Here is a 23,457-nt window from a genome sequence, read left to right as displayed (position 1 = left end):
GGTCTGGGAAGTCTACTGTTGCCAAACTGGTGAGCGGACTTTATCAACCCTGGTCTGGCGAAATTTATTTTGATGATGTGCCCCAACGTCAAATTCCCCGCCCCGTTCTGACCAATTCAGTGGCAATGGTGGAACAAGATATCGTGCTGTTTGGCGGGACTGTGCGAGAGAATTTAACCCTCTGGGATGCAACCGTACCCGACAAAAATCTTATCCGGGCGTGTCAGGATGCTGCCATTCACCCTGTCATTCTCTCTCTGGCGGGCGGCTATGATGCTGAACTTTTGGAGGAAGCAGCAAACTTGAGTGGCGGACAACGGCAGCGACTGGAGATTGCCCGATCGCTGGTCACGAACCCCTCTGTGCTGATTATGGATGAGGCGACCAGCGCTCTTGATATCGAATCTGAGCGAATCATCAATCAAAATTTGCGCCAGCGCAGATGTACCTGTCTGATTGTGGCGCATCGGTTAAGTACGATTCGAGATTGTGATGAAATCATTGTGTTAGAACGCGGCAAAGTAGTGCAGCGAGGAACACATCAGACCTTATGGGATATGGAAGGACTGTATTCGCAGTTGCTTCGCACTGAAGCTGAGCTTCAAGGAAACCACGCTGAATTCTATTCAACCTTCTGAGTGATGGGAGACAGACTATAACGATGGGAGAGCAGCGAGAAGAAGAATACCGACTAGTGGCACAAATGCAACTCGATGATCAGATCACCGAGGAAGCATTAGGAATGCTGCTGTCTACACTAAAACCTCAAGACACAGAATCTTTTCTAGACGGTATTCCCCTGCTGGTTGCGGCAGGAGCAGTCGGCAAAGCATCGGGAATTTCAATTCGTCCACCCGTCAAGTCGATCGATTTAAGTCAGATCAGAGATCCCCTAGAGGCAGTTCTGCGTGCTTCTAGAGTCCGAGGACGGCGAGTGTTGCTGCAAGATACCTGGTGGAAGCAGGACTGTGGACCGCTATTGGCGTTGATCGAGGACACGCAACAGCCCGTTGCTCTTTTACCTGGCGCTGCGAATCGCTATATTCTCTTCGATCCAATTCAAGAGAGCCGTACTTTAGTGACTGCCGATATCGCTCAAACTGTAGCCCCGATTGCCTACATGTTCTACCGTCCCTTGCCGGATAGAGTACTAAAAGTGATCGATCTGCTCCGGTTTGCTCTCAAAAATCGTGCCAACGATCTCTGGATGATTCTGCTGACCGGAATTGCCGTAACCTTGCTGGGAATGCTGATTCCCTATGCCACGACCCTTTTAATTGACAGTGCCATTCCAGATGGCGATCGCGGTCTGTTGCTGCAAGTCGGGCTGGGTCTCTTTGTGGTGGCGATCGCCATTGCTCTATTTCGGTTGGCTCAAGGACTCTATTTGCTGCGCCTGGAAACTGTCTCCGAGGTAGAGACACAGGCGGCAGTGTGGGATCGGTTGCTTACCTTACCCGTCTCCTTTTTTCGGCAGTACACGGTTGGTGATCTGCAATCACGAGTCATGTCTATTAGCCAGATGCGACAGCAGTTGGGTGGAATCACTTTAATTAACCTGACGAGCGCTTTGTTTGCCCTCCTGAATTTGGGACTGTTGCTCTACTACAGTGCAAATCTAGCGCTGATTGCAGTAGGGGTCGCGGTGGTAACGATCTTAGTCACGTCCATTTCGGGTGCTTTATTAATTCGAAAAGTTCGTCCCCTGCTGGAATTACAAGGCGCTCTGTTTGGACAAACGGTTCAACTCATTAACGGCATTTCTAAACTGCGCGTTGCCGGTGCAGAAAATCGCGCCTTTGCTTTTTGGAGCAAAACTTATAGTCAACAAATTAAACTGAATTTGGGGACTCAACATATTGAAGACAGAATGGCCGTATTCAATGCTGTGATGCCGATTTTGACGGCGGCTATTCTATTCTGGTTCACAGTCCAGTTGATGACTGTATCAGACGCAGTAGGATTATCAATTGGAACGTTTCTAGCGTTTAATACTGCATTTGGTACTTTCATTAGGGGCGCAACGGATTTAAGCAATACGCTGACAGACGTGTTACAAGTGATTCCGCAGTGGAAGCGGGCTCAGCCCATTTTAGCAACGGTTCCGGAAGTGGGTTTGAGCAAAGCCGATCCGGGTCGCTTAAACGGCAAAATAATCGTCGATCGGCTCAGCTTTCGCTACCGTCAAGAGGGTGCTCTGACCTTGAACGATGTCAGCTTATACGCCGAACCAGGAGAATTTATTGCCCTGGTGGGAGCCTCGGGAAGCGGTAAATCAACCTTGTTTCGGTTACTGCTGGGCTTTGAGACACCTGAAACTGGCGCTGTCTACTATGATGGACAGGATTTAGCAGGACTTGACGTAGAAGCGGTTCGCCGACAAATGGGAGTGGTTCTACAATCTGGGCGTGTTCTGTCTGCTTCTATTTTTGAGAACATTGCTAGCGGCGCTCATATTAGCCTTGATGATGCATGGGAAGCAGCGCGAATGGCTGGATTGGCAGAGGACATCACGGCAATGCCGATGGAAATGCACACGCTGATCAGTGAGGGAGGCGGCAACCTTTCAGGCGGACAACGGCAACGTCTCTTGATTGCACGAGCATTGGCGCTAAAACCACGAGTTTTGCTATTTGATGAAGCCACCAGTGCATTGGATAACAAAACTCAGGCGATCGTCACTGCCAGTCTCGATCGATTGCAGGTGACTCGACTGGTGATTGCTCATCGGCTCAGTACTATTCGCAATGCCGATCGCATTTATGTGTTGCAATCCGGTCAGATTGTCCAGCAGGGCAGTTTTACAGAACTGGACAACCAAGCGGGATTATTTGCTCAACTCATGGGGCGAGGGTACAGGCAAGTACCAGAATAACCGCATTAGATATTCCCCTCTAACAAACATCAGTCAGACTTGAATTTTGACTCCCCACCCCCTCTTCATACAACAACGCCCACCCATATCAAAAGTGAGTCAGAACTCAAATACGGTGTTAATCGACACCAGCTATTAACGAGTTACAGCGATCGCTTCCCCTGCATAGGTCAGATCGCACCTGAACAACAAAGTTGTTACTGAGGTTCACAAAAATTCTTGGGAGCGATTTGGAGGTAAAACAGTGAGAGAGTTTAAAGGTCGTTTGAGTTGGTTGAGGTTGTGATCGTTCATGGGATGTCCATCAAGATACTGGCAACTAGTGGGGTTGGACGGTAAAGCCATTGCCAAAGCCTTCTTTCAGCAGCTCTGGCAATGGCGGCGATCGCTCGATGCAGGAAAGCGGCAATTTGCCGAATAGTGTCTGCGCTGCTGCTGCCACCCAGTTGAGCGAGTTTATGTGCAACTCGCTGCCAAGTTTGGCAATTGCCACGGATTCACTTGCGCTGCTGATTGCCGTAACGCTAAACGATCCTTGGGGAAGTAAATGCATGATTAAGCTAAATGGGATCGATCCGATCGCTAATCTAGTCACTCTGGGCATTGCGAGTAACATTATTCTCCTCTGGGCAACTACTGCTCTGGCACAGCGCCGCCCGATCGCCGATGAGACGTTGGGCAATGAGCAAACGATCGTGACGCCAGCTACGGCTATCCGTGGGCGACCGGGCGATCGAATTGAGGGCGGTGCCAGACGGGGAGGCAATCTATTTCACAGCTTTCGAGACTTTCAGGTGGATGCAGGTCGGGCGGTTTACTTTGTTGATCCAGGGGTCAATAATATCCTGGGTCGGGTCACGGGGGACTTGCTGTCGGAGATTTTAGGAACGCTGGGGGTGTTAGGTGGTGATGCGAATCTGTTTCTAATCAATCCCAACGGCATCATTTTTGGTGAAAATGCGCGATTGGATGTCGGCGGCTCGTTTGTGGCAACGACGGCAAATGCGATCGGCTTTGGCAATCAAGGTTTTTTCGACGTTGCGGATCCCAATGCGCCACCGCTGCTCACAGTGCAACCTTCAGCTTTTTTGTTTAATCAGATTAATCCTGGGGCGATCGAAAACCAGTCACGAGCTTCTTTAGGAGACGATGGATTAGGCAACCAAGTGTTTGGTTTAGAAGTTCCCAACAGGCAGAATTTGGTATTTCTAGGTGGCAGTGTCGTTAATCGGGGCGATTTGAATGCTTTTGGAGGACGGGTAGAACTGGGAAGCGTAGGGGGATTTGGAACAGTAGGATTGGCTACCGATGGTAGCTTGAGCTTCCCAAGTGAGATTGCTCGCGCAGACGTTCGCATTACGGATGGTTCTCAGATTGATGTTGCCTCGAACAACAGAGGCAATATTGTCATCAATGCTCGAAATATAGATATTTCTGGTGGAAGTCTACTGCGAGCCGGAATTTTCTCAGGATTAGGAACGGTTGACAGCCAAGCCGGAGATGTAGTTCTCAATGGAACAGGTGAAATTCAAGTTAGGCAATCAAGTTTAATCACCAACAATGTTGGAGCAAATGGAATTGGTAGCAGTGGTAATGTCTACATCACAGCAGGTTCACTCTTTATAACGGAGGGAGCTTCCCTGCAAGCTATTACCAGAGGGCAAGGCGATGCAGGTGATGTGATTATCGAAGCGGACGATCGGGTTGTGTTTGATGATGGCAATGCCTTCAGCACTGTTGGAGATGTCAACTTCAACGGTGAAGCGGTGGGTAATGGGGGTAACGTTGAAATCTACACTGATTCTCTGGAAGTTCGTAATGGGGCACAGCTACAGGCTTCCACTTTCGGACAAGGCAATGCAGGTAATGTGATTGTCGAAGCGGACGATCGGGTTGTGTTTGCTGGCACGAGCACTGATGGAGAATTACCCAGTGCTGCCTTTAGCACTGTTGGACTCGTTAACTTCAGTGGTGAAGCGGTAGGTAATGGAGGCAACGTTGAGATCTACACTGATTCTCTGGAAGTTCTCAATGGGGCACAGCTACAAGCTTCCACTTTCGGTCAGGGTGATGCAGGTGATGTGATTATCCGTGCAGACGATCGGGTTGTGTTCGATGATGGCTTTGCCTTCAGCAGCGTTGGAGCCATTAACTTTAGTGGTGAAGCAGTAGGTAATGGGGGTAACGTTGAAATCTACACTGACTCCCTGGAAGCTCTCAATGGCGCACAGCTAGAAGCTTCCACTTTTGGACAAGGCAATGCAGGTAATGTGATTATCCGTGCAGACGATCGGGTTGTGTTTGATGATGGCTTTGCCTTCAGCAGCGTTGGAGAAGGTAGTGTAGGCAATGGAGGCAACATCAACATTAACACCAGTGTTCTTAGTGTTCTCAATGGTGCACAACTCGCTGCCAGTACTAGAGGACAAGGCAATGCAGGTAATGTGATTATCCGTGCGGACGATCGGGTTGTGTTTGACGATGCCACTGCTTTCAGTAGAGTGGAAGAAGGTGGTGTAGGCAATGGAGGCAACATCAACATTGACACCAGTGTTCTTAGTGTTCTCAATGGTGCAAGGTTAACTGCCAGTACTAGAGGACAAGGCAATGCAGGTAATGTGATTATCCGTGCAGACGATCGGGTTGTGTTTGATGATAGCACTGCCTTCAGTACCGTTGGAGATACTAGCTTTGACGGTGTAGCAGTGGGTGATGGAGGCAACGTTGAAATCTACACTGATTCTCTGGAAGTTCTCAATGGCGCACAGCTACAAGCTTCTACTTTCGGTCAGGGTGATGCAGGTGATGTGATTATCGAAGCGGACGATCGGGTTGTGTTTGCTGGCACGAGTGCTGATGGAGAATTACCCAGTGCTGCCTTCAGCAGAGTTGGAGAAGGTAGTGTAGGCAATGGCGGCAACATTAACATTGACACCAATGCTCTTAGTGTTCTCAATGGTGCAAGATTAACTGCCAGTACTAGAGGACAAGGCAATGCAGGTAATGTGATTATCCGTGCAGACGATCGGGTTGTGTTTGATGATAGCCTTGCCTTCAGTACCGTTGGAGATATTAGCTTTGACGGTGTAGCAGTGGGTGATGGAGGCAACGTTGAAATCTACACTGATTCTCTGGAAGTTCGCAATGGGGCACAGCTACAAGCTTCCACTTTCGGACAGGGTGATGCAGGTGATGTGATTATCGAAGCGGACGATCGCGTTGTGTTTGCTGGCACGAGCGCTGATGGAGAGTTTCCCAGTGCTGCTATCACTAGAGTGGAGGAAGGTGGTGTAGGCAATGGAGGTAACATCAACATTGACACCAATGCTTTTGTCGTTCGCAATAGCGCACAACTCCTTGCTGATACCAGAGGGTGGGGTAGGGCAGGCAATATTCAGATTACTGCTGATACCGTTTCTCTAAACGGAGTGGGTCGCGCTGGGCGTTCTAGTGGATTGTTTACATCGACTGCTTCAACAGCCATTGGGCGAGGCGGAAACATCACGGTTCGTGCGGATAGCATCGGTATTACCGATGGCGCAGTAGTCAATGCCCAGACCTCCAATGTCTTTCGGGGCGGAAATATCACCCTCAACGCTGATACGTTTGCAACTACAGGCGGTGGCCAGGTTCTGACTACAGCCCTTGGTGGAGGGAATGCAGGTAGCATTACCCTCAACGCCGATCGCATTACTCTCTCTAGCTTTGACTCCACCTATGCCGATCGCCGCAGGCAGTTTGGCAGTCGGGTCAGCAACCAGGGAGCAGCGAGTGGGCTGTTTGCCAACACCAGACCTGGCTCCTCTGGTCAAGGAGGAACCATCCGAATAACAGCCGGAGAACTAAATATGTCCAATCGAGCTGGTATCGTGGTCAATAGTCAGGGTAGTGGTGTGGCAGGCAATATGAATATTACTGCCCAATCTATTCAGCTCAACCGGAGCAGGCTGACAGCAGAAACCGAAACAGGCAATGGCGGCAATATCACCCTAGACAACGTCAATGTCCTGCAATTACGAAATAGCAGCGTCATCTCCACAACCGCCGGAACTAGGCGCACTGACGGCAATGGCGGCAACATTACGATCGACTCCGACTTTATCGTGGCAGTCTCTACCGAAAATAGTGACATCCGCGCCGATGCCTTTAGGGGCAGTGGTGGCAACGTGACGATTACAACACAGGGAATCTTTGGGATTGAGCCACAAGCCAGCCCAACCGATCGCAGTGACATCACCGCTAGTTCAGAACTGGGTGTACAAGGAACCATCGACATCAACACGCCTGCTATTGACCCCAGTCGCGGCTTAACAGAACTGCCCGATGTCCCCGTTGATGCTTCCAACCAGATTGCCCAAACCTGCCCCACGGGCGGCAATATTGCCGAAGCGTTGGGAGAATTCGTTGTCACAGGACGAGGCGGTTTGCCTGCCAATCCCACAGAGATTCTGAGCGGCAACACCGTCTTACCCCGTCTATCTGGATTAGCGCATGAAAGAACAGAGCAAGGAGTCGGAAGAGGGGCAAACTCTGAAGTGGCTCAAATCGAGACGGTTAATCCTCCACCTCCGGCGATCGTTGAGGCGCAGGGCTGGCAAATCGACAGCGAAGGCAACGTTGTTTTGATTGCGGCGGCTTCTGCTCGCTCCTCAGCCTTTGCCGAAGTTCAGTGCCACAGTTCTGATTAACGCAGGTTCAAGTTATAGAATCCTCTCCATGTTCAATCGCCGATCGCTTAGATTCTGTCTACTGGCGCTGCTGATGGCGCTAGTTTGTATTGTTGCGTCTCCCAGCGTTGCGACCGTCTCGATCGCGGACTCGGTTCTTCAGCAATCACAGAACTCAGCAGAGCGTTTGGAACAACAAGGACGCTCGCACTACGAAGACGGACAATTTGCTGAAGCTGCCGCCAGTTTTCAACAAGCTGCCCAAGCCTATGAGGCTCAAAGCAATGAGCTGAAACAGGCGATCGCCCTCAGCAATCTGGCTCTGGCAACGCAACAGTTAGGACAGTGGGCAGAAGCCAACCAGGCCATTACCCAGAGCTTGAATTTACTTGAGGCAGGAGAAGATAGCGATGCGCGTCGTTTAGCGCTGGCGGAAGCCCTGGACATTCAGAGCGCGCTGTTCCTCTCTCAAGGAAACGCAAACGCTGCGTTTGATACAGGGGAACGCGCTGCTAACCTCTATGAGCAGTTGGGCGATCGCGATCGGGCAACAGAGAGCCGCATTAGTCAAGCACAAGCCCTTCAGGTATTGGGTTTATATCGGCGGGCGATCGCCACCGTAGTCACAGCACTAGGCTGGCAGCCGCGCACCCTAACCTCCTTGGAGACGCTAAATACCCAGCTCCAGACGTTGCCACCCTCAGCGACCGCGATCGCTGCCCTGCAAAGTTTAGGAGAAGCGTTGCGCGTCACGGGCAATTTGGCAGCGGCTCGTGCGGTGTTGCAGCAAAGTTTGGCGATCGCACAGCCCTTACAGCAAACTGAGGCGATCGCCGATGCCCAATTCCGCCTCGCAAATCTGACCTGGACAGAAGCCCTGGTCAACTTGAGCCGTGACAACTTAACGCCGGCTGAAGCGATCGAAATGGTACAGCAAGCGCAGCAGGGCGATCGGCGGGTTGGGATTAATTCAGCAGAAAATTTCTACCGCGCTTCTGCTAGCGCCCTGGCGCTGTATCATCAAGCCGCGACGGCTACAACTGCCACAGCTCGGCTACAAGCTCAACTCAATCAACTGCGGATCGCCATAGAAACAAACCGTCAAGCCGAAGTTCAGGCTCTGCTGCCGCACGTTCAGTCGGCAATCGATCGCCTTCCGTTGGGTCACATGGCGGTCGAGGCTCGCATTAATCTTGCCCAAACGCTGATTAGCGCCAGCCCATCGCAGCCGCAAGCGACAGCCCATATCCTGGCGATCGCCATCGGGCAGGCCAGGGATTTGCAAGACCCTCGGGACGAGTCTAATGCGTTGGGACTCTTGGGTAGCCTCTATGAGCAAACGGGACAGTTCCCAGAGGCACAACAAGTGACTCAACAAGCGCTTTTGCTGGCGCAGAACAACAGCGCTTCGGATTTAACCTATCGCTGGCAATGGCAGCTCGGACGGTTGCTAAAAGCTACAGCCGAAGCGAACAATCCCAATCGCCCAACGTATACAGAAGCGATCGCTGCCTATACAGCAGCGGTTGACACCCTCAAATCAATTCGCGCCGATCTGATTGCTACCGCCCCCGATGAGCAGCTTTCGTTTCAAACGACGATTGAGCCGATCTATCGTCAACTCGTCTCACTGCTGCTGCAATCTCCGCAAGATATCTCAGATGATCAAAACCTGAGAACAGCTCGTGATCTGATCGAATCACTTCAGTTGGCAGAACTCGATAATTTCTTTCGGGAAGCCTGTCTCAATGGCAATCCAACGGTGATTGACCAGGTAGACCAAACTGCCGCTATTATTTATCCCATTATTCTGCCCGATCGTCTCGCCGTAATTCTCAGTCTGCCGCAGTCTTCCCAGTTTGATTTATCACAGAATTCACCCCAGCGATCGTTCGTCGCTTACACCACCGTTGTGCCGCAAGTCACAGTTGAAGCAACGGTTAACCTCCTGCGAGACTCCCTCGATCAAGCTAACGATCATCGTTTTTTGCCACCCGCCCAGCAGATCTACAACTGGCTGATTCGGCCTGCACAGGCTCAACTTGCGGCAAATCAAGTCAGCACGCTGGTTTTTGTGCTGGATGGCGTGCTGCGGAATATTCCAATGAGTGTTCTGCACGACGGGCAGCACTATCTGGTTGAGCAACCGTACAGCATCGCCCTAACACCTGGCTTACAGCTTCTGGGTAGCCAACCCTTCTCCCCCAATCAACTTCGATCAGCGCTGCTCGCTGGCGTCAGTGAAGCCCATCAAGGCTACTCAGCCTTACCCAACGTCAGAGATGAACTGGCTCAAATCCAGGCGGAACTTCCCAGAACGACGACATTGCTCGATCGGGGACTGGCGTCAGTTGATCAAGAATTGCGGGTCAACGGCGGATTTACGAGTACCAACTTTGAGACGGCGATCGAATCCACTCCCTATCCGATCGTCCATCTTGCCACGCATGGACAATTCAGCTCACAGCTCACAGACACTTACGTTTTGACAGGAGATGGTCGGCTCACTATTGATGATCTGAGAACTGCATTACAAACCACAGCTGTTCGTCGAGATGGAACACTCGAGTTACTCGTGCTAAGCGCTTGCTCAACGGCAATGGGGGACAATCGAGCAGCGCTGGGATTGGCAGGTGTTGCGGTGCGAGCAGGAGCAAGGAGCACTGTGGCAACGCTGTGGCAAGTAAACGATTATTCGTCAGCAATGTTTATGGGAGCGTTTTACCGAGAGTTATCAACTGTTAGAACGTTGCACATCAGCAAAGCAGAAGCGCTGCATCAGGCTCAACGATCGCTGTTGCAGTATCCTGAATATCAGCATCCCTACTTTTGGGCACCCTATGTGCTAATTGGTAACTGGCAGTAATCGGGGGTTCTTCCGCTGTTTTGGTCCTAGTAGCAAAACATTACTTCACGTTTGAGACCTTGATTCTGCCGCTTATGAGTTACAAAACTCAACAGTCTAGTAGAGTAAGGCGTAAGTTTGGCTACCTTGTTCATTGCTTTAATGCTTTGCCTTCATACGTCCATTTGAATGGTTTAGCCATCGTCCGGTTGAAGTAATCGATAAATTCTAGAATCCGAGTTTTGAGTTGCGCTTGACTCGCAAAATTGCCTCGTCTGAGCAACTTACGCACCAAGATACCGAACCACATCTCAATCTGATTCAACGCTTGAACAATGCTTCGGTGTGAAGTGGCACACGATTTTGTGGCTCGGGTCAGCTAAAAACGCTGAGCGACTTTGCATCGATTTGAGAATGCCCGATTCCCCTTTGACCCCTAAGTCAATCTCAAACCCTTCTGTTTGTGCCACAAATCGCACTAACGATTCAGATTGATGGATGTTCAAGCAATCCATCACCAGATGCCATTTAACCGCCTTTGGATCTGCTGCAATCAACTGTTGAACATGGTGCAGATACTCTGCCTCGGTACGCCGCTCTCCGACCGTTGCTTCCCCAATTCGCCCTTGAGCGACATCAAAACTGGCAATCAACGTTTGTGTGCCGTGGCGGATATACTCAAATTCTCGTCGTTCTGGTTTGCCAGGTCGCATTGGTTTGGTGGAAGCTTTCCGTTCTAAGGCTTGGATGCCTGTCATCTCATCTAAAGAAACCGTTCTCTCTCCCGCCTTTGCCCGCTCGACGAAATTGTCAGATCTGAGTACTCAAATCGCCGCTTTCTGTATCAATTTTTATCAATATGGACCTTCCTTTCTTATCTGCGACTAGATAGCTCGGAATACTTCCTGCAACTCACTAATCCGTTCAACAAAATGTTCTCGTTCCTTAGATAAAGACACGAACTCTGCCATGCTTGTTCTTGGTCGCAAACATTGCTGCACTTCATCGAACGCTTGACAAAATCGTTTCGCACTCTCAATCGCACCAAAGCCTAAAGTTGGATAGTAGCGTTGCTTAATCCCTCGATGACTCTGTTCAATCGGATTCCCCAGACAGCCTCTGGTCCCATGCTCAACTTCTGAACCTAATTCTTCAGTAATCGCTCTTGGGTACGAAGTCAGTCTATCTGTTACAACTCGCTCTGGTGGTTGTTCTGCTATCTCGTGAGCTTGAGCAAAGAACGCTTTTGCCGCCTCCATGTCTCGCTTCTCGCTCAACCTCACATCCACTAAATCTCCATCTTCATCAATCCCTCGATACAGATAGCACCATCTCCCTTTCACACGGATGTACCTCTCGTCCACAAACCAGATCTTGCCAAGCTTGCCTTGGCGTTTCGCTCTTAACTGCTCGGCAACTATTGGAGCAAAGCGCTCTTCCCAATCGCGCACCGCTTCATGCGTAAACTCGAACCCCCGCAGTAGAAAGAATTCGGCGATATCGCGAAAGCTCAGCTTGTAACGAAACCGACACAGCAGGACTTGGAACACGATATCAGTGGGCACCTCGATAAAATTGAAGGGAGTGCCAGTCCGTTGGTTGAAGGTGCGACGACACCCCTTGCAGCGAGACATCGCGTAGCCCAAGACAGTAGTGCGTTGCAATCGAGTGGTGTGAGTCGAGCAGCAATGCGGGCAATCCATAAGTTAGCTGGACGGGAGATTGAGGGCAGTCGCCAGTTTATCAAGACGGGGCTTCTGCCCTCAAGTTGAGTACCCAGTTCTGACAGTTTCTCCAGTTTCTTATGAGCAACGCTATCAGCAAAGAGTTCTGGACAATCTGAAGAAGAAGGCTTCCGCTCTCGGTTTTGACCTTGTTTTTCAAACCCCGACAGAAGAGGTTTCTTAGAAGAATTGCTGCCTGAAGGCGAGGGTTTTGACCCTCCCAGAATGAGACAAAAAACGTCTCAACTCTGGATAGGGAGCCGGATTAAAAACTCACTCCCCTGTCCCAATTCCGACTGTACATCCAGACTGCCGCTATGTTTTTCTACCACAATTTGCCGCGCGATCGCCAAGCCCATGCCTGTTCCCTTCCCCACACCTTTCGTCGTGAACAGATGGTCAAACACTTTGGCTTTGACTGCTTCAGCCATGCCTTTGCCATTGTCACTGATGCGAATTTCAATGGCGGGTTGCTGCATGACTGTAGTTTGAATCGCAATTGTCTGCGGCTTTGTTTGTCGCTCAGCCAAAGATGTTTGTTGGGCAACTTCATCAAAAACATCGATCGCATTCGCCAGAATGTTCATAAAAACCTGATTTAGCTGTCCAGGAAAACATTCAATTTCGGGTAAATCGCCGTAATCTTGTATGATTTCAATAGCAGGGCGATATTCGTCGGCTTTGAGACGATATTTAAGAATCAGCAAGGTGCTATCAATTCCTGCGTGCAAATTGGCACGAACTTTCTGTTCTGCATCAGCACGGGAAAAGGTGCGAAGACTGGTGCTGATGGACTTAATGCGATCGGTTGCCCCTTGCATTGAGTTCAATAACTTAGGCAAATCTGCGCTCAGATATTCCAGGTCAACGTCTGCCGCATGCGCTTGCACAGGAGCAGGGGCATTGGGATAATGTTGCTGGTAGAGGGCGAGATGCCTGAGGAGATCTTGCACGTAGTCTTTGGCATTATTGATGCTGCCATTGAGAAAGCCGATCGGATTATTGATCTCGTGAGCAACACCGGCGACCAGGTTGCCCAACGCCGCCATTTTTTCATTCTGAATCACCTGGAGTTGCGATTGCTCAATTTGTTGGGCATACGTTTGGGCTTGTTGGTACAGGTGCGCGTTTTCCAGGGAAATCGCCGCTTGAGCACAAAGAACATTCAATAGTTCAACCCGATCGCGGGTAAACGCTCCAACCGTGACATGGTTCTCTAAATACAAAATGGCAACCAGTTTGCCCTGCTGAAGAATCGGTGTGCAAAGGATACTTTTGGGTTGCTGTTGCACAATATAGGCATCCATTGCTAGGGCGGGATGAACAGCAGCATCCACAATCACGATGGGTTGTAGGCTCCGTTTGACGCTATTAATCAAACCGTGGGGAAGCTCCAGGCTGTCACCGAAAGCAATGGCTTGCACCTGCACGGGCTGATCGACCACAGCAAGCGCTTCAACAAACCATTGATGCTCATGCGGCATTAACAATGCTCCCTTGTCTGCTCCAGCGTTTTCCAGAACCGTATGCAGCAAGGTTGCTAAGAGCTTATCGAGTTGAATTTCACTGGAGAGGGTTTGGGACGCTTTGAGCACGGTTGCCAGATCGAGCGTGGCAGAAATACTGCTGCTGCTAGAGATGGAGGACTGCGTTGCGGTTAAGGAGCCTGGTGCAAACATCGTTTCAGTTGCTGACAAGGCCAGTTGCTGCGGCTGCAAAATGGGCGCAAGTAGTTTGGGATAGCGACGCTCTAAGTCTTGCACCTTGGCTTTCGCACCCCAGCGAGCATAGCTGTAGTAGGCATCTTGCAGATAGCTGGCAGCAAATTTCTCTTTGCCCCAGTGGAGGTAGAACTTGGCAGCAAGTTCATGGGCAATCGCTTCTTCCTGGAGATAACCGTTAGCGTTTGCTTCAGCAATGGCGCGATCGTACAGGTCGATCGCCTCTAAATAATTCTGAGAAAGGCGAGCAACTTCTGCCTTGACGAGACAATAAAGGTGTGAAAAATTATACGGGCAACTCTGCGCCCAAACTTCTAACTGGTTTTGATAGGTCTCAATTTTTTCCCAATAGTCTAATTTTTGGGCCTCAGTGGCGTTGGGGTAGAGCGAGGCTAACAGTAGCGCATAGATAAACAGATGGTGAGCGTAGGGAAGCAATCCTTGAGGTGCAACATTGATAATTTCCGCATCGGCTTGCTGTCCATACTCCAGGGCTTCATCGAGCCGATCGCAAAAGAAGAGAACCTGCGTTTTGAGAATGTTGAAAATACAAATAACTTGCCAGTTTTTATGGGCTTTACATTGCTCTAAATACTCGGTTTCTGACTCGCAGAGCGATCGATAGCGTTCTTTCTCCTGAGTGCCCATCAATTCTGCCATAATTGCGTGACCACCCAGCAATAGATCAATCGCCCATTGGTTTTTGTGCTTTTGACTGAAGTTTAATGATTCGGTGACTTCCTCCAAGAGCCGATCGAGGGGAACACTTTGGTAAAAACGACAGTACATATTATGCCCAAACGCATAAGCGGCATACTGTAAATTGCTGGACTCTAAACCCACGCGATAGGACGCAAGATAATCTTCAGTCGCCGCTTTGAGGGGATGTGACCAATGCCTGAGTGAGCTACCAATCATCAAATAAGCAACACTTTCAGCAGATTTGTTGTCAAAGGCTTGAATGAGCTGGAGTGTAATATCCAGCAATTGATCCGTTTCTTGGTAATTATTTAGTGCATAGCCTCGCAGTCCTCCAAACGCAGGATAGATGTAGCCAATCTCTGGTGTATTTCCGTATTGCAGACATAAATTGACGGCTTTTGCACAAATCACCGACCACAACCTTTGGTGTGATCGATAGGTTGGGGGACCCATACTAATTAACAGCTTGATCGCCATTTTTTGCTCAGGCTGCACCATTGTAGGCAACTGAGAAAGCATAGCAAAGGAGCTATTTTTGAAGGTTTTAGTGGAGATAGCGAGTTCTGATGCTAGTGCTGTTTCTAAATTTTCTGTGGGCAGGTTAATGCCAATTAATGCGAGTGCCTGACGACCCGCTTGAATCGCTTCTGGATATTGTGCTTGCAACGTACATTGCACGATCGCCAGACTATAGATATCGGCTTTTTCCAGGGGCGTTTTTGCATTTGCTAACGCTTGCTCTATCCAAATTTCAGCCGTCTTGAAGTTACCATTTAAGTATTCAACTTCAGCACGCGCTTTGTATAACTCAAAGCTGAGTTGGTAATGGCTCTCAAAGCAATTGTCAGGTAGAAGATCGATCGCCGCTTGGATATAGTCTAAGGCAGCGGCGTAAGCCGTAGACGCTTTCGCTTTACACCCCGCTAAAAAGTTAAGTTGTGCGAGTTCTTCTCGTTTCGCAGGTTGAACGATCGCGGTCTTGCCAACATTAAAATGATTGACGATCTCAAACAACCGCTCCTCTCGCTGGCTGGCGGTCAGATTTTCTAACAGTAGCGTGCCAATGTGAAGATGAGTGGCTTGCTTTTGGGCTTGATCAATCAAAGAATAAGCCGATTGTTGAACGCGATCGTGAAGGAATTTGTAGGATACTGCAACACGATCGCCATCAATTTCTGCATCTGCACTTTGGAAGAATTTATAGGTTTCAGTAATCGGGAGAATCAACCCTTCCTGCAAGGCTTTCCACAGGCTAGAAGCCGTTTCTGTCAACGACTGCCCAGAGACGATCGCCAATGTTGCTAAATCAAACTGATTGCCAATACAGGCAGCTAACTTCAGCACCTGTTGCGAAGCGGCTGGCAATTTCTGCAATTGCAATGCCATAAACTCCACCACATCGTCGGTGATAGAGAGAGACTTCACCTGAGCAATATCGCATTCCCAATAGCAGCGATCGTGATCAAAGCGAATCTGTCCATCTTCGTGTAATGCTTTGAGAAACTGGGTAGTAAAAAAGGGATTACCCTGAGTTTTGCGATCAATTAATTCTGTTGGCGGTTGCGCCAGTTCTCTCGAACACTTCAATGTATCTGCAACGAGATGATTGGTATCGTCAAAAGTCAGGGGAGCCAGCGTCATCGTATGGACAATTACCTGAGCATTTTTGAGGTCTTCCACCGTCAAGACAAACGGGTGAACAGACGAAACTTCATTGTCTCGATAAGCACCCAGCACCAACAAATGCCCGCTGTCGTTCATTAACAGCTTGACCAACTGAAGCGAAGCCGAATCTGCCCATTGCAAATCATCTAAAAACAGCACCAGCGGGTGCTCTGCCGTTGTAAACACTTCAATAAAGTTTTGGAACAGCAGATTAAACCGATTTTGGGCAGCAACACCTGCTAGATCCAGGGCGATCGGCTGTTTGCCAATGATCTGCTCCAGTTCGGGAATCACCTCAATCAAAACTTGTCCATTTTCCCCAACGGCTGCCAAAATCTTGGCTTGCCATTGTGCCAGTTGGGTATCGGATTCTGACAGCAACTGCCCCATTAAATCGCGCAATGCTTGCACAAATGCCGACAGTGGAATGTTGCGATTGAACTGGTCAAACTTGCCTTTGATAAAGTAACCACGCTGCCGCACGATGGGCTTATGCACTTCATTGATCACGGCTGTTTTACCAATGCCAGAAAACCCCGCCACCAGCATGAGTTCCGAACTACCATTGGCAACACGATCGAAGGCTTCTAGCAAAGCCTGGACTTCGGCTTCTCGACCGTAAAGCTTTTCAGGAATCAGGAAGCGATCGCTTACATCCCGCTGTCCCAGGGCAAAGGTTGTGATGGCACCGGTTGCTTTCCATTGACTCAAACACTGTTCCAAATCGTATTTGAGACCCATTGCACTTTGATAGCGATCCTCGGCATTCTTTGCCATCAGTTTAGTGACGATCGCCGCTACCGTTGCAGGCACATCAGGGTTGACCTGATCCACGGGCACAGGCACCTTCGCGATATGGCAGTGCATCAGCTCCAGGGGATCATCCGAGACAAAGGGTAATGTCCCAGTCAACAGTTGATAGAGGGTCACACCCAGGGCGTAGAAATCAGCCCGATAATCAATGCCGCGATTCATCCGTCCCGTTTGCTCAGGAGCCAGATATGCCAGTGTGCCTTCCAGAATGTTTGGACTTTGGCTTTCCTGCGTCTCCTTTGGCAACAGGGAAGCAATACTAAAGTCGATCAGTTTGATTTGTTTTGACTCAGGATGAATCAGGATGTTGGCAGGTTTGATGTCTTTATGCACCACCCGATGCTGGCACAGGTTATGGAGAATATCAGCAACTTGCAGGGCGATCGCCAACACGTCCGCTAGATCCAATGACTGCTGCTGAATATACCGCCCCAAAGCAATCCCACCGCAATCTTCCATCACCAGGGCATAGCCGCTCCCCCAGGGTTCCAACCGCAAAGGACGAACAATGCCTGGAATGGGGAGATTTTGGGCGATCGTATATTGATTGCGAAACTGCACCAATTCACCGAATCTCGGATACTCGCGGCGCAGTAGCTTAATCACCACCGATCGCTGTTGAGCCTTCTCTACCGCTCGATAGACTGCCGTTCGAGAACCCAGATACAGTTGCTCTACAATGGCATAGCCAGAAATATCAGGGAGTGAATGAGGAGAGGTGCTTGCTGAGAGTATCATAGGTTTGGGTGGGCAGCAGTGTCCCAAAGCGGAGTAAATTACCTCTAGGATTCCCCGAAATTAGGGTAAGTACACATGAGATACGGAACGACTGCTAACACAATTGCTTAAGCTGCTTGGGTTTGAGGTTGAGCCTTAGGTTGACTGCAGCAATCAGTCAACGATCGAACTGAAGCAATGGCAACACAAATCATCTGTCCTCTAAGCTCGACTTTATCAATCAGGCAGCAAAGCAAAGCAAGTCAAACCAACAGTTTCCTCTTAGTTTGCTTTTTACTCGCCGTAATTGGAATACTGTTCGGACTATGTCTAGGTTTTTCTATTGTTTTTTTATCCAGTTTACTTTCTGAGCAATTTTATTCGCAACTTCGTGATATCTACCGTCGAAATTTATATCTAGCTGCTTCGCTCTCCTTGCTAGGGAAATCGCCAGAGCCTCACGGTGTTATCAATGCTGCCACTGGCTAACTGTTTACCATCTGGACTAAAGGCAATGCCATAGATCCAGTCAGTGTGTCCGGTCAGCGTGGCGATTTCTTGACCGGAACTGAGATTCCAAACCTTGATGGTGCGATCGCGCCCTGCACTGGCTAGAATCTGTTCATTGCGGTGGTAAGCGATCGTAAAGACCTCCCCAATATGCCCCAAAAAGGTACGAATTGTTGTTCTCTGGTTGAGGTTCCAAAGCTGTACGGTCGCATCTCGACTACAACTTGCCAGCAGTTGCCCGTCAGGGCTAAACGCTAGCCAGTTAACATCACTAGAATGACCTTCCAGGGTATACAGCGCTTGCCCGGTTTCCATATCCCAGAGCCGAATGGTGGCATCTACGCCGCCACTGGCGACCTGCCGACCGTCTGGACTAATGGCAAGCCCTAACACAACGCCCTGATGGCCTCGTAGAGTATGAAGCTCTCGACCGGATGCTAAATCCCAAATTCTCACGGTGCCGTCGTAGCTGGCGCTGGCGATTCTCGCTCCATCTGGGGCGACGGCAACCGTCTGAATAAAATCTTGATGGCCTGTTAGCGTGCGGATAGTGTTTCCGGTTGTGAGATTCCACACCCGGATAGTTCGATCTTTGCTGCTGCTAACCAACGTCCTGCCATCGGAGCTAATTGCAACGCTCAACACTTCGTTTGTATGACCGTTGAGAGTACGGAGTTCTTCTCCCGTCGCCGGATTCCAGACTTTAATGGTGTTATCTTCGCTGCCGCTGACCAGGGTTTGACTATTGGGGGTAAAGGCAACAGAGTTGATGTAGCTGGTATGCCCGGTCAGAGAGCGAATTAACGAAAAATCTGCGGTGGCGGCGGTTGAGTTAGTTTGGGTTGGAGCGTCTGGACTGCTGGAAGAGGTTGAGTCCTGAGAAAACAATAAGGGTCGGAAGAAATAAGCAGCCCCGCCCAATAACCCAACAGTCAGGAGTAGGGCAATGAAAAGGGTTGTAGTTTCGTTTTTCTGAGACATAGGATAAACTCCGCGCTCAAAAGCAGTTCATTGCAAGCTTTGAGATCACAGCCGAGATAGTATTATGACTATTCTGGGCGTTGTTGGATAGAGGGGTTGCGGACGGGAGAGACATGGTAAGTTTCAATTACCACACCAAAACCTGCCATGAAAGCTCAATACCGCATCCGCAACTGGTCTGAGTATAACGCTGGACTCAAACAACGGGGAAGTTCGACGTTTTGGATTGATGAGTCTGTGCTGGAGGCATGTGTCGCTTAACCCGCTATTTGTCCTCGTTAACCCCACGGGATGCGCAACGAGGTTAAGAGAAAGGGGCTGAAAGGGTTAGTAGGAGAGGGATGAGAGCAAGACTGTTGAGAGAATGACTCCTGAAGCGAGTGAAACAGGAGTTTTACAGATGGGGTTGGGGACTTCAAGAGGGATACAGCGATCGCCCAAGCTGTGGGAGACTGCTGAGCGAGCGATTGACGCTTGAGCAGTCCAGTAGGGCATCGATAACCTAGGTCAGTGAGGCGATCTCAGATCTTGCACCTGGTGATCTGAACTTGATATCCATGCTGTTGTAGGAGGGGTTGATGGTCTTAAATCTGCTGAATCAAAAGGGCGATCGCTATCTGCGGCAGCGCTGCTTCAAATACCGTTCTGGCAGCCACAACCCAGTTCGGGAAAGTAGAGGTATGCATGGAAAGATAACCCCAATGGGCCAAGATAAATGCAACGAGAGACAAGACGAGCCAGCGATACAGCCCTAACAGCGTTTGCTGACCAAAGCGATGCAGGCCGAAGCGATATTTCGCGGTCTTGAAAAAGCCCTCAATCTGCCAGCGGTGTTGCCCCCACCAAACAATCGTGCAGGCTTTGAGCGGTCGGGTTGAAAGGACATAGCGTTTAGAACGCTTAGAATCTCCGTCCCGCTTGAGGTAAAACCAAGCAATAGTGACTGGAAAGCTGAGGCCCTCTAGTCGAACCTGCTGCCCCGGTCTATGCAGCTTGAACAGTTGACGTCCATCCACCAGTTGCCGGTCATAGCGCACCCCGGTAATCGCATGCAGCTTCAGACGTCGTATCCCCTGCACAAACTCCACACTCCCCAAGGCAGTATCTGCCAACACCAGAATCTTGAAGGTTCGTCTGAACCATCGGGGGAGAGAGCGGACCGGAGTCCTAATTGAGCCGGAGACGGGGTGTCCTTGCCCCGGTAGACTCGGAAACTCCAGGGGAACCGCCATTGTCAAACGACTAGATAGAGCACCACCAGATGCACCCCTGGTTTGCCGTCAAAGACCCGCACCAACTCGTTGAAGGCTTTGAACTTGCCTCGCTGCTCCAGCGTCGTTAAGTCTAGGATGAGCTGCAGATGCGGTCGCTGTCCTCGATGCCTATACTGACGCAGTTGTTTGCTGCTGGCACGGCGCACCTGAGGAATCATCTGCCGTACTGACCAGGTGTAGACGCTCAGAAATCGACTGAGGGCACTGGCGGATTTCAAAGAACTGTGTTGAGGCAGGGGCGAGCCTTGAGCCTTGAGGAATAGCGCTAGCAGTGCATTCAAGCTTTCACGTTGGTAGGGACTCGGCATCCCGTCGAGCAATTGATAAATTAGATCCTGGGCGTGGGCAAGAATAGTCATTGTTCTTGCAGTTTATTGGTTTCACGCCCTTTTCTCCCATCTTTTACGGCTTGGTGCAAGATCTGAGTTGACTGAGTACAAAGCCCTGGTTGAGAGATATAACCTGGATGTTGAAAAGGCAAATGCTCTAGCCCAATCATCAGCAAGTACTAGAGTGATAACTCCCAGAATCAGGATTCGGTTCTAGCACTAATTTTTAGTGAGAGCAGTAATAATCCTTATCTGCTGGTAGGGATAGGCTATCGCATTGAAGACGCTTTGGTGATCGAGGTGTGTAGGTGGTCTAGAACCTAGAACTATCGTTGCGCCAACTAGCGATCACACCTGATTGACCAATCCCGTCAAAAAAAACTTGACTTGGTTCTAGTTGGGAATATTGTTGCAGTAATGGTTCCTGAGCTTAGAGAACAAATAGTTACAGCACCAAGTCTTCTGTAATGGGTTTATCGTGCCTGGAGTTATGTCTTTGACCCATTCCATGTTTTTGATGGTGGTTGTCAATGACTTGTCTGCGATGAGCGATCGCAGCTTGGACGCGCCCCTGAGAAGCGGAATAGCCACTGCCTCGAATCAGTTCGAGGATGGAAGGCACGGAGATAAACCACTTGTGATTAAACTCCCTTGCTGGGTCATCATTCCAGGCGATGATGGGGTCGCTCGCCTCCCCGATTTTGCCCAAGGCTTGATCTTCATCTCTAATGCGTTTCTGTGATGAGGCAGGCGCTATGGTTGTTTTTGGCTGTGGTGGAGATTGAGATGCTGAAGCCGTTCCAGCCATGCCGCCTAGCATCTGTTTGATCTGCTGAAACTGCGATACCTCCGTCTGTAATCGCTGATTTTCAGCCCTGAGTGCTTCCAGTTCCCCCTGGTCTTGAGTCTGGTTCTGCAAGTCCTCAAGTTCTGCTCGCGCCTGGTCGCGCTCAGAGGTCAACGAACGATTCTCCTCTCTTAACCGTTCAACCTCGCCTGTGAAGCATTGGAAGGTTGAACCGAACGATTCAATCGATGTTGCGATCGCTGCACTTGGGAACGCCTGATTCAGAGCGTTACAAGGATTGGATTAAGCGAACTGAGCGCCGCAGAGAAATCAACTTACTAGAATCGCGATTGGATAAGGTTGAGCGGCTGTTGCAAACCCTTAGATAGCGATTACAACTCCACCAGAAGCTAATCTTAGGTCACAAAATCACATGCAGCTTGACACACCCGATTAACGTTGAAATATAAGCTTAACCAGTTCGTAAGCTGCAGTAATAAAAAACGGAAGGATTCCTAGAATCAGGACGTTGTTGATCTGTTGCCGTCGTCTTTGTTCCATACGACGGTGTTCTGGTCCCATAGCCAGTTCAACCGATGGATAAAGGTGCATATCCATTCAGTCACCATGAAACCAATGAGTGCATTTATAACGCCCAACCCACCGGATATAAGAGCGTGTTTCTAAATAAAAGATTAAGTGAAAGAAGATGGTGGAGCAATCAGGACAAGATCGAGAAGTCGTTGGTTAAGTCCTGGGGAAATGGTTACAACACTGAAATCTTGAGGCTTTCGTCGTGCCACTGAACGTGCTGCTAAGCGATACAGCAATGACTTAGATGATTAAGAATGGGAAGTGATTCGTCCCCTACTACCACATCCCTCTACCGGGCGAGGACGGAAACGGGAGGTAGATGAACGGGAAATCCTCAATGCCATTTTCTACCAAATTCACAACGGATGTATCTGGAGTGATCTGCCCAAAGACCTGCCTGCTTGGCAAACGGTATACAAATACTTCCGCCGCTGGCAACGCAAAGGGACCTGGCAACAGATTCATGACCAATTACGCCGGGACGTCCGTGTATCGGTTGGCAAACAAGCCAATGCCAGTGCCGGGAGTATTGATAGTCAATCCGTCAAGACGACGGAAAAAAGCGATTATCTTCAATGTCAAGTCTGTTAGGCAATCATAATAACGGACAGGCATTTCGCCGCAGACAAAAATTCAGCGCAATGAGCCAACCCTAAATTATTGTTAGAGTCTTACTCAATAGATCAAATAACAAAACGTTAAAAACAGATCAACCGTTAATTTTCCTCAGTGACTAAAGGAGGCTGCCAAGGTTTCCCATCACGAATCATGGCATTGAGAATGCGGAGCAACTTGTGCATACACGCTGTTAAGGCTGCCTTCTTTGCTTTACCCTGTGACACAAGCCGAGCGTAGAAGGCTTTCAAAACTGGGTTATGTTGGACTGCAACCAGTGCTCCCATATACAGTGCAGCACGAACATTGGCTCGTCCACCCCAAATGGTGCGAGAACCCCGGTATTTGCCACTATCTCAGTTGAGAGGAGCAACACCAACCAAGGCGCTAATGCGTTTGTCACTGACTTTTCCCAACTCAGGTAAAGCGGCGATGAGTGTTGTGGCAATCACCTTGCCAATGCCTGGCACACTGCATGACACGAGTGGAAGGTAAAAATACCCGCCTACGTCACTATCTGGCTCGACTACATCGCAAAACATTGTGCTATTCCAAATCAGAAGAAATGCTGAGGCAGTCAATCCGCTTGCTACTTCACTACTTGAGATTTGGCGATGTCCCGATTCCTGCTTGATTCC

The 23,457-nt window shown here is 49.7% G+C and carries 14 protein-coding genes and 3 pseudogenes; 9 read left to right on the top strand and 8 right to left on the bottom strand.

Going from position 1 to position 23,457, the window contains the following annotated elements; all coding sequences use genetic code 11:
* The 5 genes from IQ268_RS28990 to IQ268_RS28975 all read left to right on the top strand — a co-directional run.
* Positions 1-638 (top strand): ATP-binding cassette domain-containing protein (locus IQ268_RS28990; RefSeq protein WP_193886412.1); only part of this gene is annotated, 638 nt, incomplete at its 5' end.
* A gap of 23 nt (positions 639-661) precedes the next feature.
* Positions 662-2,875 (top strand): NHLP bacteriocin export ABC transporter permease/ATPase subunit, encoded by a 2,214-nt coding sequence (locus IQ268_RS28985; RefSeq protein WP_193886409.1) that lies wholly within the window; start codon positions 662-664, stop codon positions 2,873-2,875.
* A 292-nt stretch (positions 2,876-3,167) separates the two neighbouring features.
* A complete protein-coding gene (locus tag IQ268_RS33155; RefSeq protein WP_255527302.1) occupies positions 3,168-3,296 on the top strand; it encodes a hypothetical protein in 129 nt (42 codons plus the stop codon).
* A gap of 130 nt (positions 3,297-3,426) precedes the next feature.
* Positions 3,427-7,563 carry a filamentous hemagglutinin N-terminal domain-containing protein gene (locus tag IQ268_RS28980; RefSeq protein WP_193886407.1) on the top strand — a complete coding sequence of 1,379 codons (4,137 nt, stop codon included), beginning with the start codon at positions 3,427-3,429 and terminating at the stop codon, positions 7,561-7,563.
* A gap of 28 nt (positions 7,564-7,591) precedes the next feature.
* The gene (locus IQ268_RS28975; RefSeq protein WP_228035822.1) at positions 7,592-10,408 is read left to right on the top strand and encodes a CHAT domain-containing protein; all 2,817 of its coding nucleotides are present in this window, start codon (positions 7,592-7,594) and stop codon (positions 10,406-10,408) included.
* A 290-nt stretch (positions 10,409-10,698) separates the two neighbouring features.
* Here the strand turns inward: IQ268_RS28975 and IQ268_RS28970 are convergent, their stop codons facing one another.
* The 4 genes from IQ268_RS28970 to IQ268_RS28955 all read right to left on the bottom strand — a co-directional run bounded on the left by IQ268_RS28970 (position 10,699) and on the right by IQ268_RS28955 (position 19,220).
* Positions 10,699-11,145: a transposase gene (locus tag IQ268_RS28970; RefSeq protein ID WP_228035821.1), complete on the bottom strand. Its 447-nt coding sequence runs from the start codon at positions 11,143-11,145 to the stop codon at positions 10,699-10,701.
* Between the two features lie 126 nt (positions 11,146-11,271).
* Entirely contained in the window at positions 11,272-12,090 is an 819-nt protein-coding gene (locus IQ268_RS28965) for an IS6 family transposase (RefSeq protein WP_193886405.1), read from the bottom strand.
* Between the two features lie 263 nt (positions 12,091-12,353).
* On the bottom strand, positions 12,354-17,750 hold the full coding sequence (locus IQ268_RS28960) for an ATP-binding sensor histidine kinase (protein WP_193886403.1): 5,397 nt from the start codon (positions 17,748-17,750) through the stop codon (positions 12,354-12,356).
* 417 nt (positions 17,751-18,167) lie between these two features.
* The gene (locus tag IQ268_RS28955) at positions 18,168-19,220 is read right to left on the bottom strand and encodes a WD40 repeat domain-containing protein (protein ID WP_193886401.1); all 1,053 of its coding nucleotides are present in this window, start codon (positions 19,218-19,220) and stop codon (positions 18,168-18,170) included.
* A 147-nt stretch (positions 19,221-19,367) separates the two neighbouring features.
* On the opposite strand from IQ268_RS28955, the pseudogene IQ268_RS33610 reads away from it, so the two are divergent.
* Positions 19,368-19,463: pseudogene (locus tag IQ268_RS33610) on the top strand (IS5/IS1182 family transposase); the annotation flags it as partial.
* A gap of 341 nt (positions 19,464-19,804) precedes the next feature.
* Here the strand turns inward: IQ268_RS33610 and IQ268_RS33605 are convergent.
* The 3 genes from IQ268_RS33605 to IQ268_RS28945 all read right to left on the bottom strand — a co-directional run bounded on the left by IQ268_RS33605 (position 19,805) and on the right by IQ268_RS28945 (position 21,784).
* On the bottom strand, positions 19,805-20,332 hold the full coding sequence (locus tag IQ268_RS33605; RefSeq protein ID WP_370584716.1) for a transposase: 528 nt from the start codon (positions 20,330-20,332) through the stop codon (positions 19,805-19,807).
* A gap of 122 nt (positions 20,333-20,454) precedes the next feature.
* Positions 20,455-20,853 carry a hypothetical protein gene (locus IQ268_RS33600; RefSeq protein ID WP_370584715.1) on the bottom strand — a complete coding sequence of 133 codons (399 nt, stop codon included), beginning with the start codon at positions 20,851-20,853 and terminating at the stop codon, positions 20,455-20,457.
* Between the two features lie 415 nt (positions 20,854-21,268).
* Positions 21,269-21,784: a hypothetical protein gene (locus tag IQ268_RS28945; protein WP_193886398.1), complete on the bottom strand. Its 516-nt coding sequence runs from the start codon at positions 21,782-21,784 to the stop codon at positions 21,269-21,271.
* Between the two features lie 53 nt (positions 21,785-21,837).
* On the opposite strand from IQ268_RS28945, the gene IQ268_RS28940 reads away from it, so the two are divergent.
* Together IQ268_RS28940 and IQ268_RS28935 are read left to right on the top strand one after the other, a co-directional pair.
* Entirely contained in the window at positions 21,838-21,999 is a 162-nt protein-coding gene (locus tag IQ268_RS28940) for a hypothetical protein (protein ID WP_193886396.1), read from the top strand.
* Between the two features lie 466 nt (positions 22,000-22,465).
* Positions 22,466-22,795, top strand: a complete 330-nt coding sequence (locus tag IQ268_RS28935) for a transposase (RefSeq protein WP_193886394.1) — start codon at positions 22,466-22,468, stop codon at positions 22,793-22,795.
* Positions 22,796-22,920: 125 nt separating this feature from the next.
* On the opposite strand, the pseudogene IQ268_RS32530 reads toward IQ268_RS28935, so the two are convergent.
* A pseudogene (locus IQ268_RS32530) lies at positions 22,921-23,292 on the bottom strand (transposase); the annotation flags it as partial.
* 2 nt (positions 23,293-23,294) lie between these two features.
* Between IQ268_RS32530 and IQ268_RS28920 the strand changes: the two are divergent.
* A pseudogene (locus tag IQ268_RS28920) lies at positions 23,295-23,453 on the top strand (IS1 family transposase); the annotation flags it as partial.
* Positions 23,454-23,457: the final 4 nt, after the last annotated feature.

This window comes from Oculatella sp. LEGE 06141 (assembly GCF_015207605.1).
Classification (GTDB): Bacteria; Cyanobacteriota; Cyanobacteriia; order Elainellales; family Elainellaceae; genus Oculatella.
This window is presented reverse-complemented; position numbering and strand designations above follow the sequence as displayed.

Bases quoted from the DNA above. Each gene is read 5' to 3' on its own strand.
- IQ268_RS28980 (WP_193886407.1), top strand. From the start codon at position 3,427: ATGATTAAGCTAAATGGGATCGATCCGATCGCTAATCTAGTCACTCTG.
- IQ268_RS33600 (WP_370584715.1), bottom strand. From the start codon at position 20,853: ATGACTATTCTTGCCCACGCCCAGGATCTAATTTATCAATTGCTCGAC.
- IQ268_RS28955 (WP_193886401.1), bottom strand. From the start codon at position 19,220: ATGTCTCAGAAAAACGAAACTACAACCCTTTTCATTGCCCTACTCCTG.
- IQ268_RS28965 (WP_193886405.1), bottom strand. From the start codon at position 12,090: ATGGATTGCCCGCATTGCTGCTCGACTCACACCACTCGATTGCAACGC.
- IQ268_RS28985 (WP_193886409.1), top strand. From the start codon at position 662: ATGGGAGAGCAGCGAGAAGAAGAATACCGACTAGTGGCACAAATGCAA.
- IQ268_RS28970 (WP_228035821.1), bottom strand. From the start codon at position 11,145: ATGACAGGCATCCAAGCCTTAGAACGGAAAGCTTCCACCAAACCAATG.
- IQ268_RS28960 (WP_193886403.1), bottom strand. From the start codon at position 17,750: ATGATACTCTCAGCAAGCACCTCTCCTCATTCACTCCCTGATATTTCT.
- IQ268_RS33155 (WP_255527302.1), top strand. From the start codon at position 3,168: ATGGGATGTCCATCAAGATACTGGCAACTAGTGGGGTTGGACGGTAAA.
- IQ268_RS28975 (WP_228035822.1), top strand. From the start codon at position 7,592: ATGTTCAATCGCCGATCGCTTAGATTCTGTCTACTGGCGCTGCTGATG.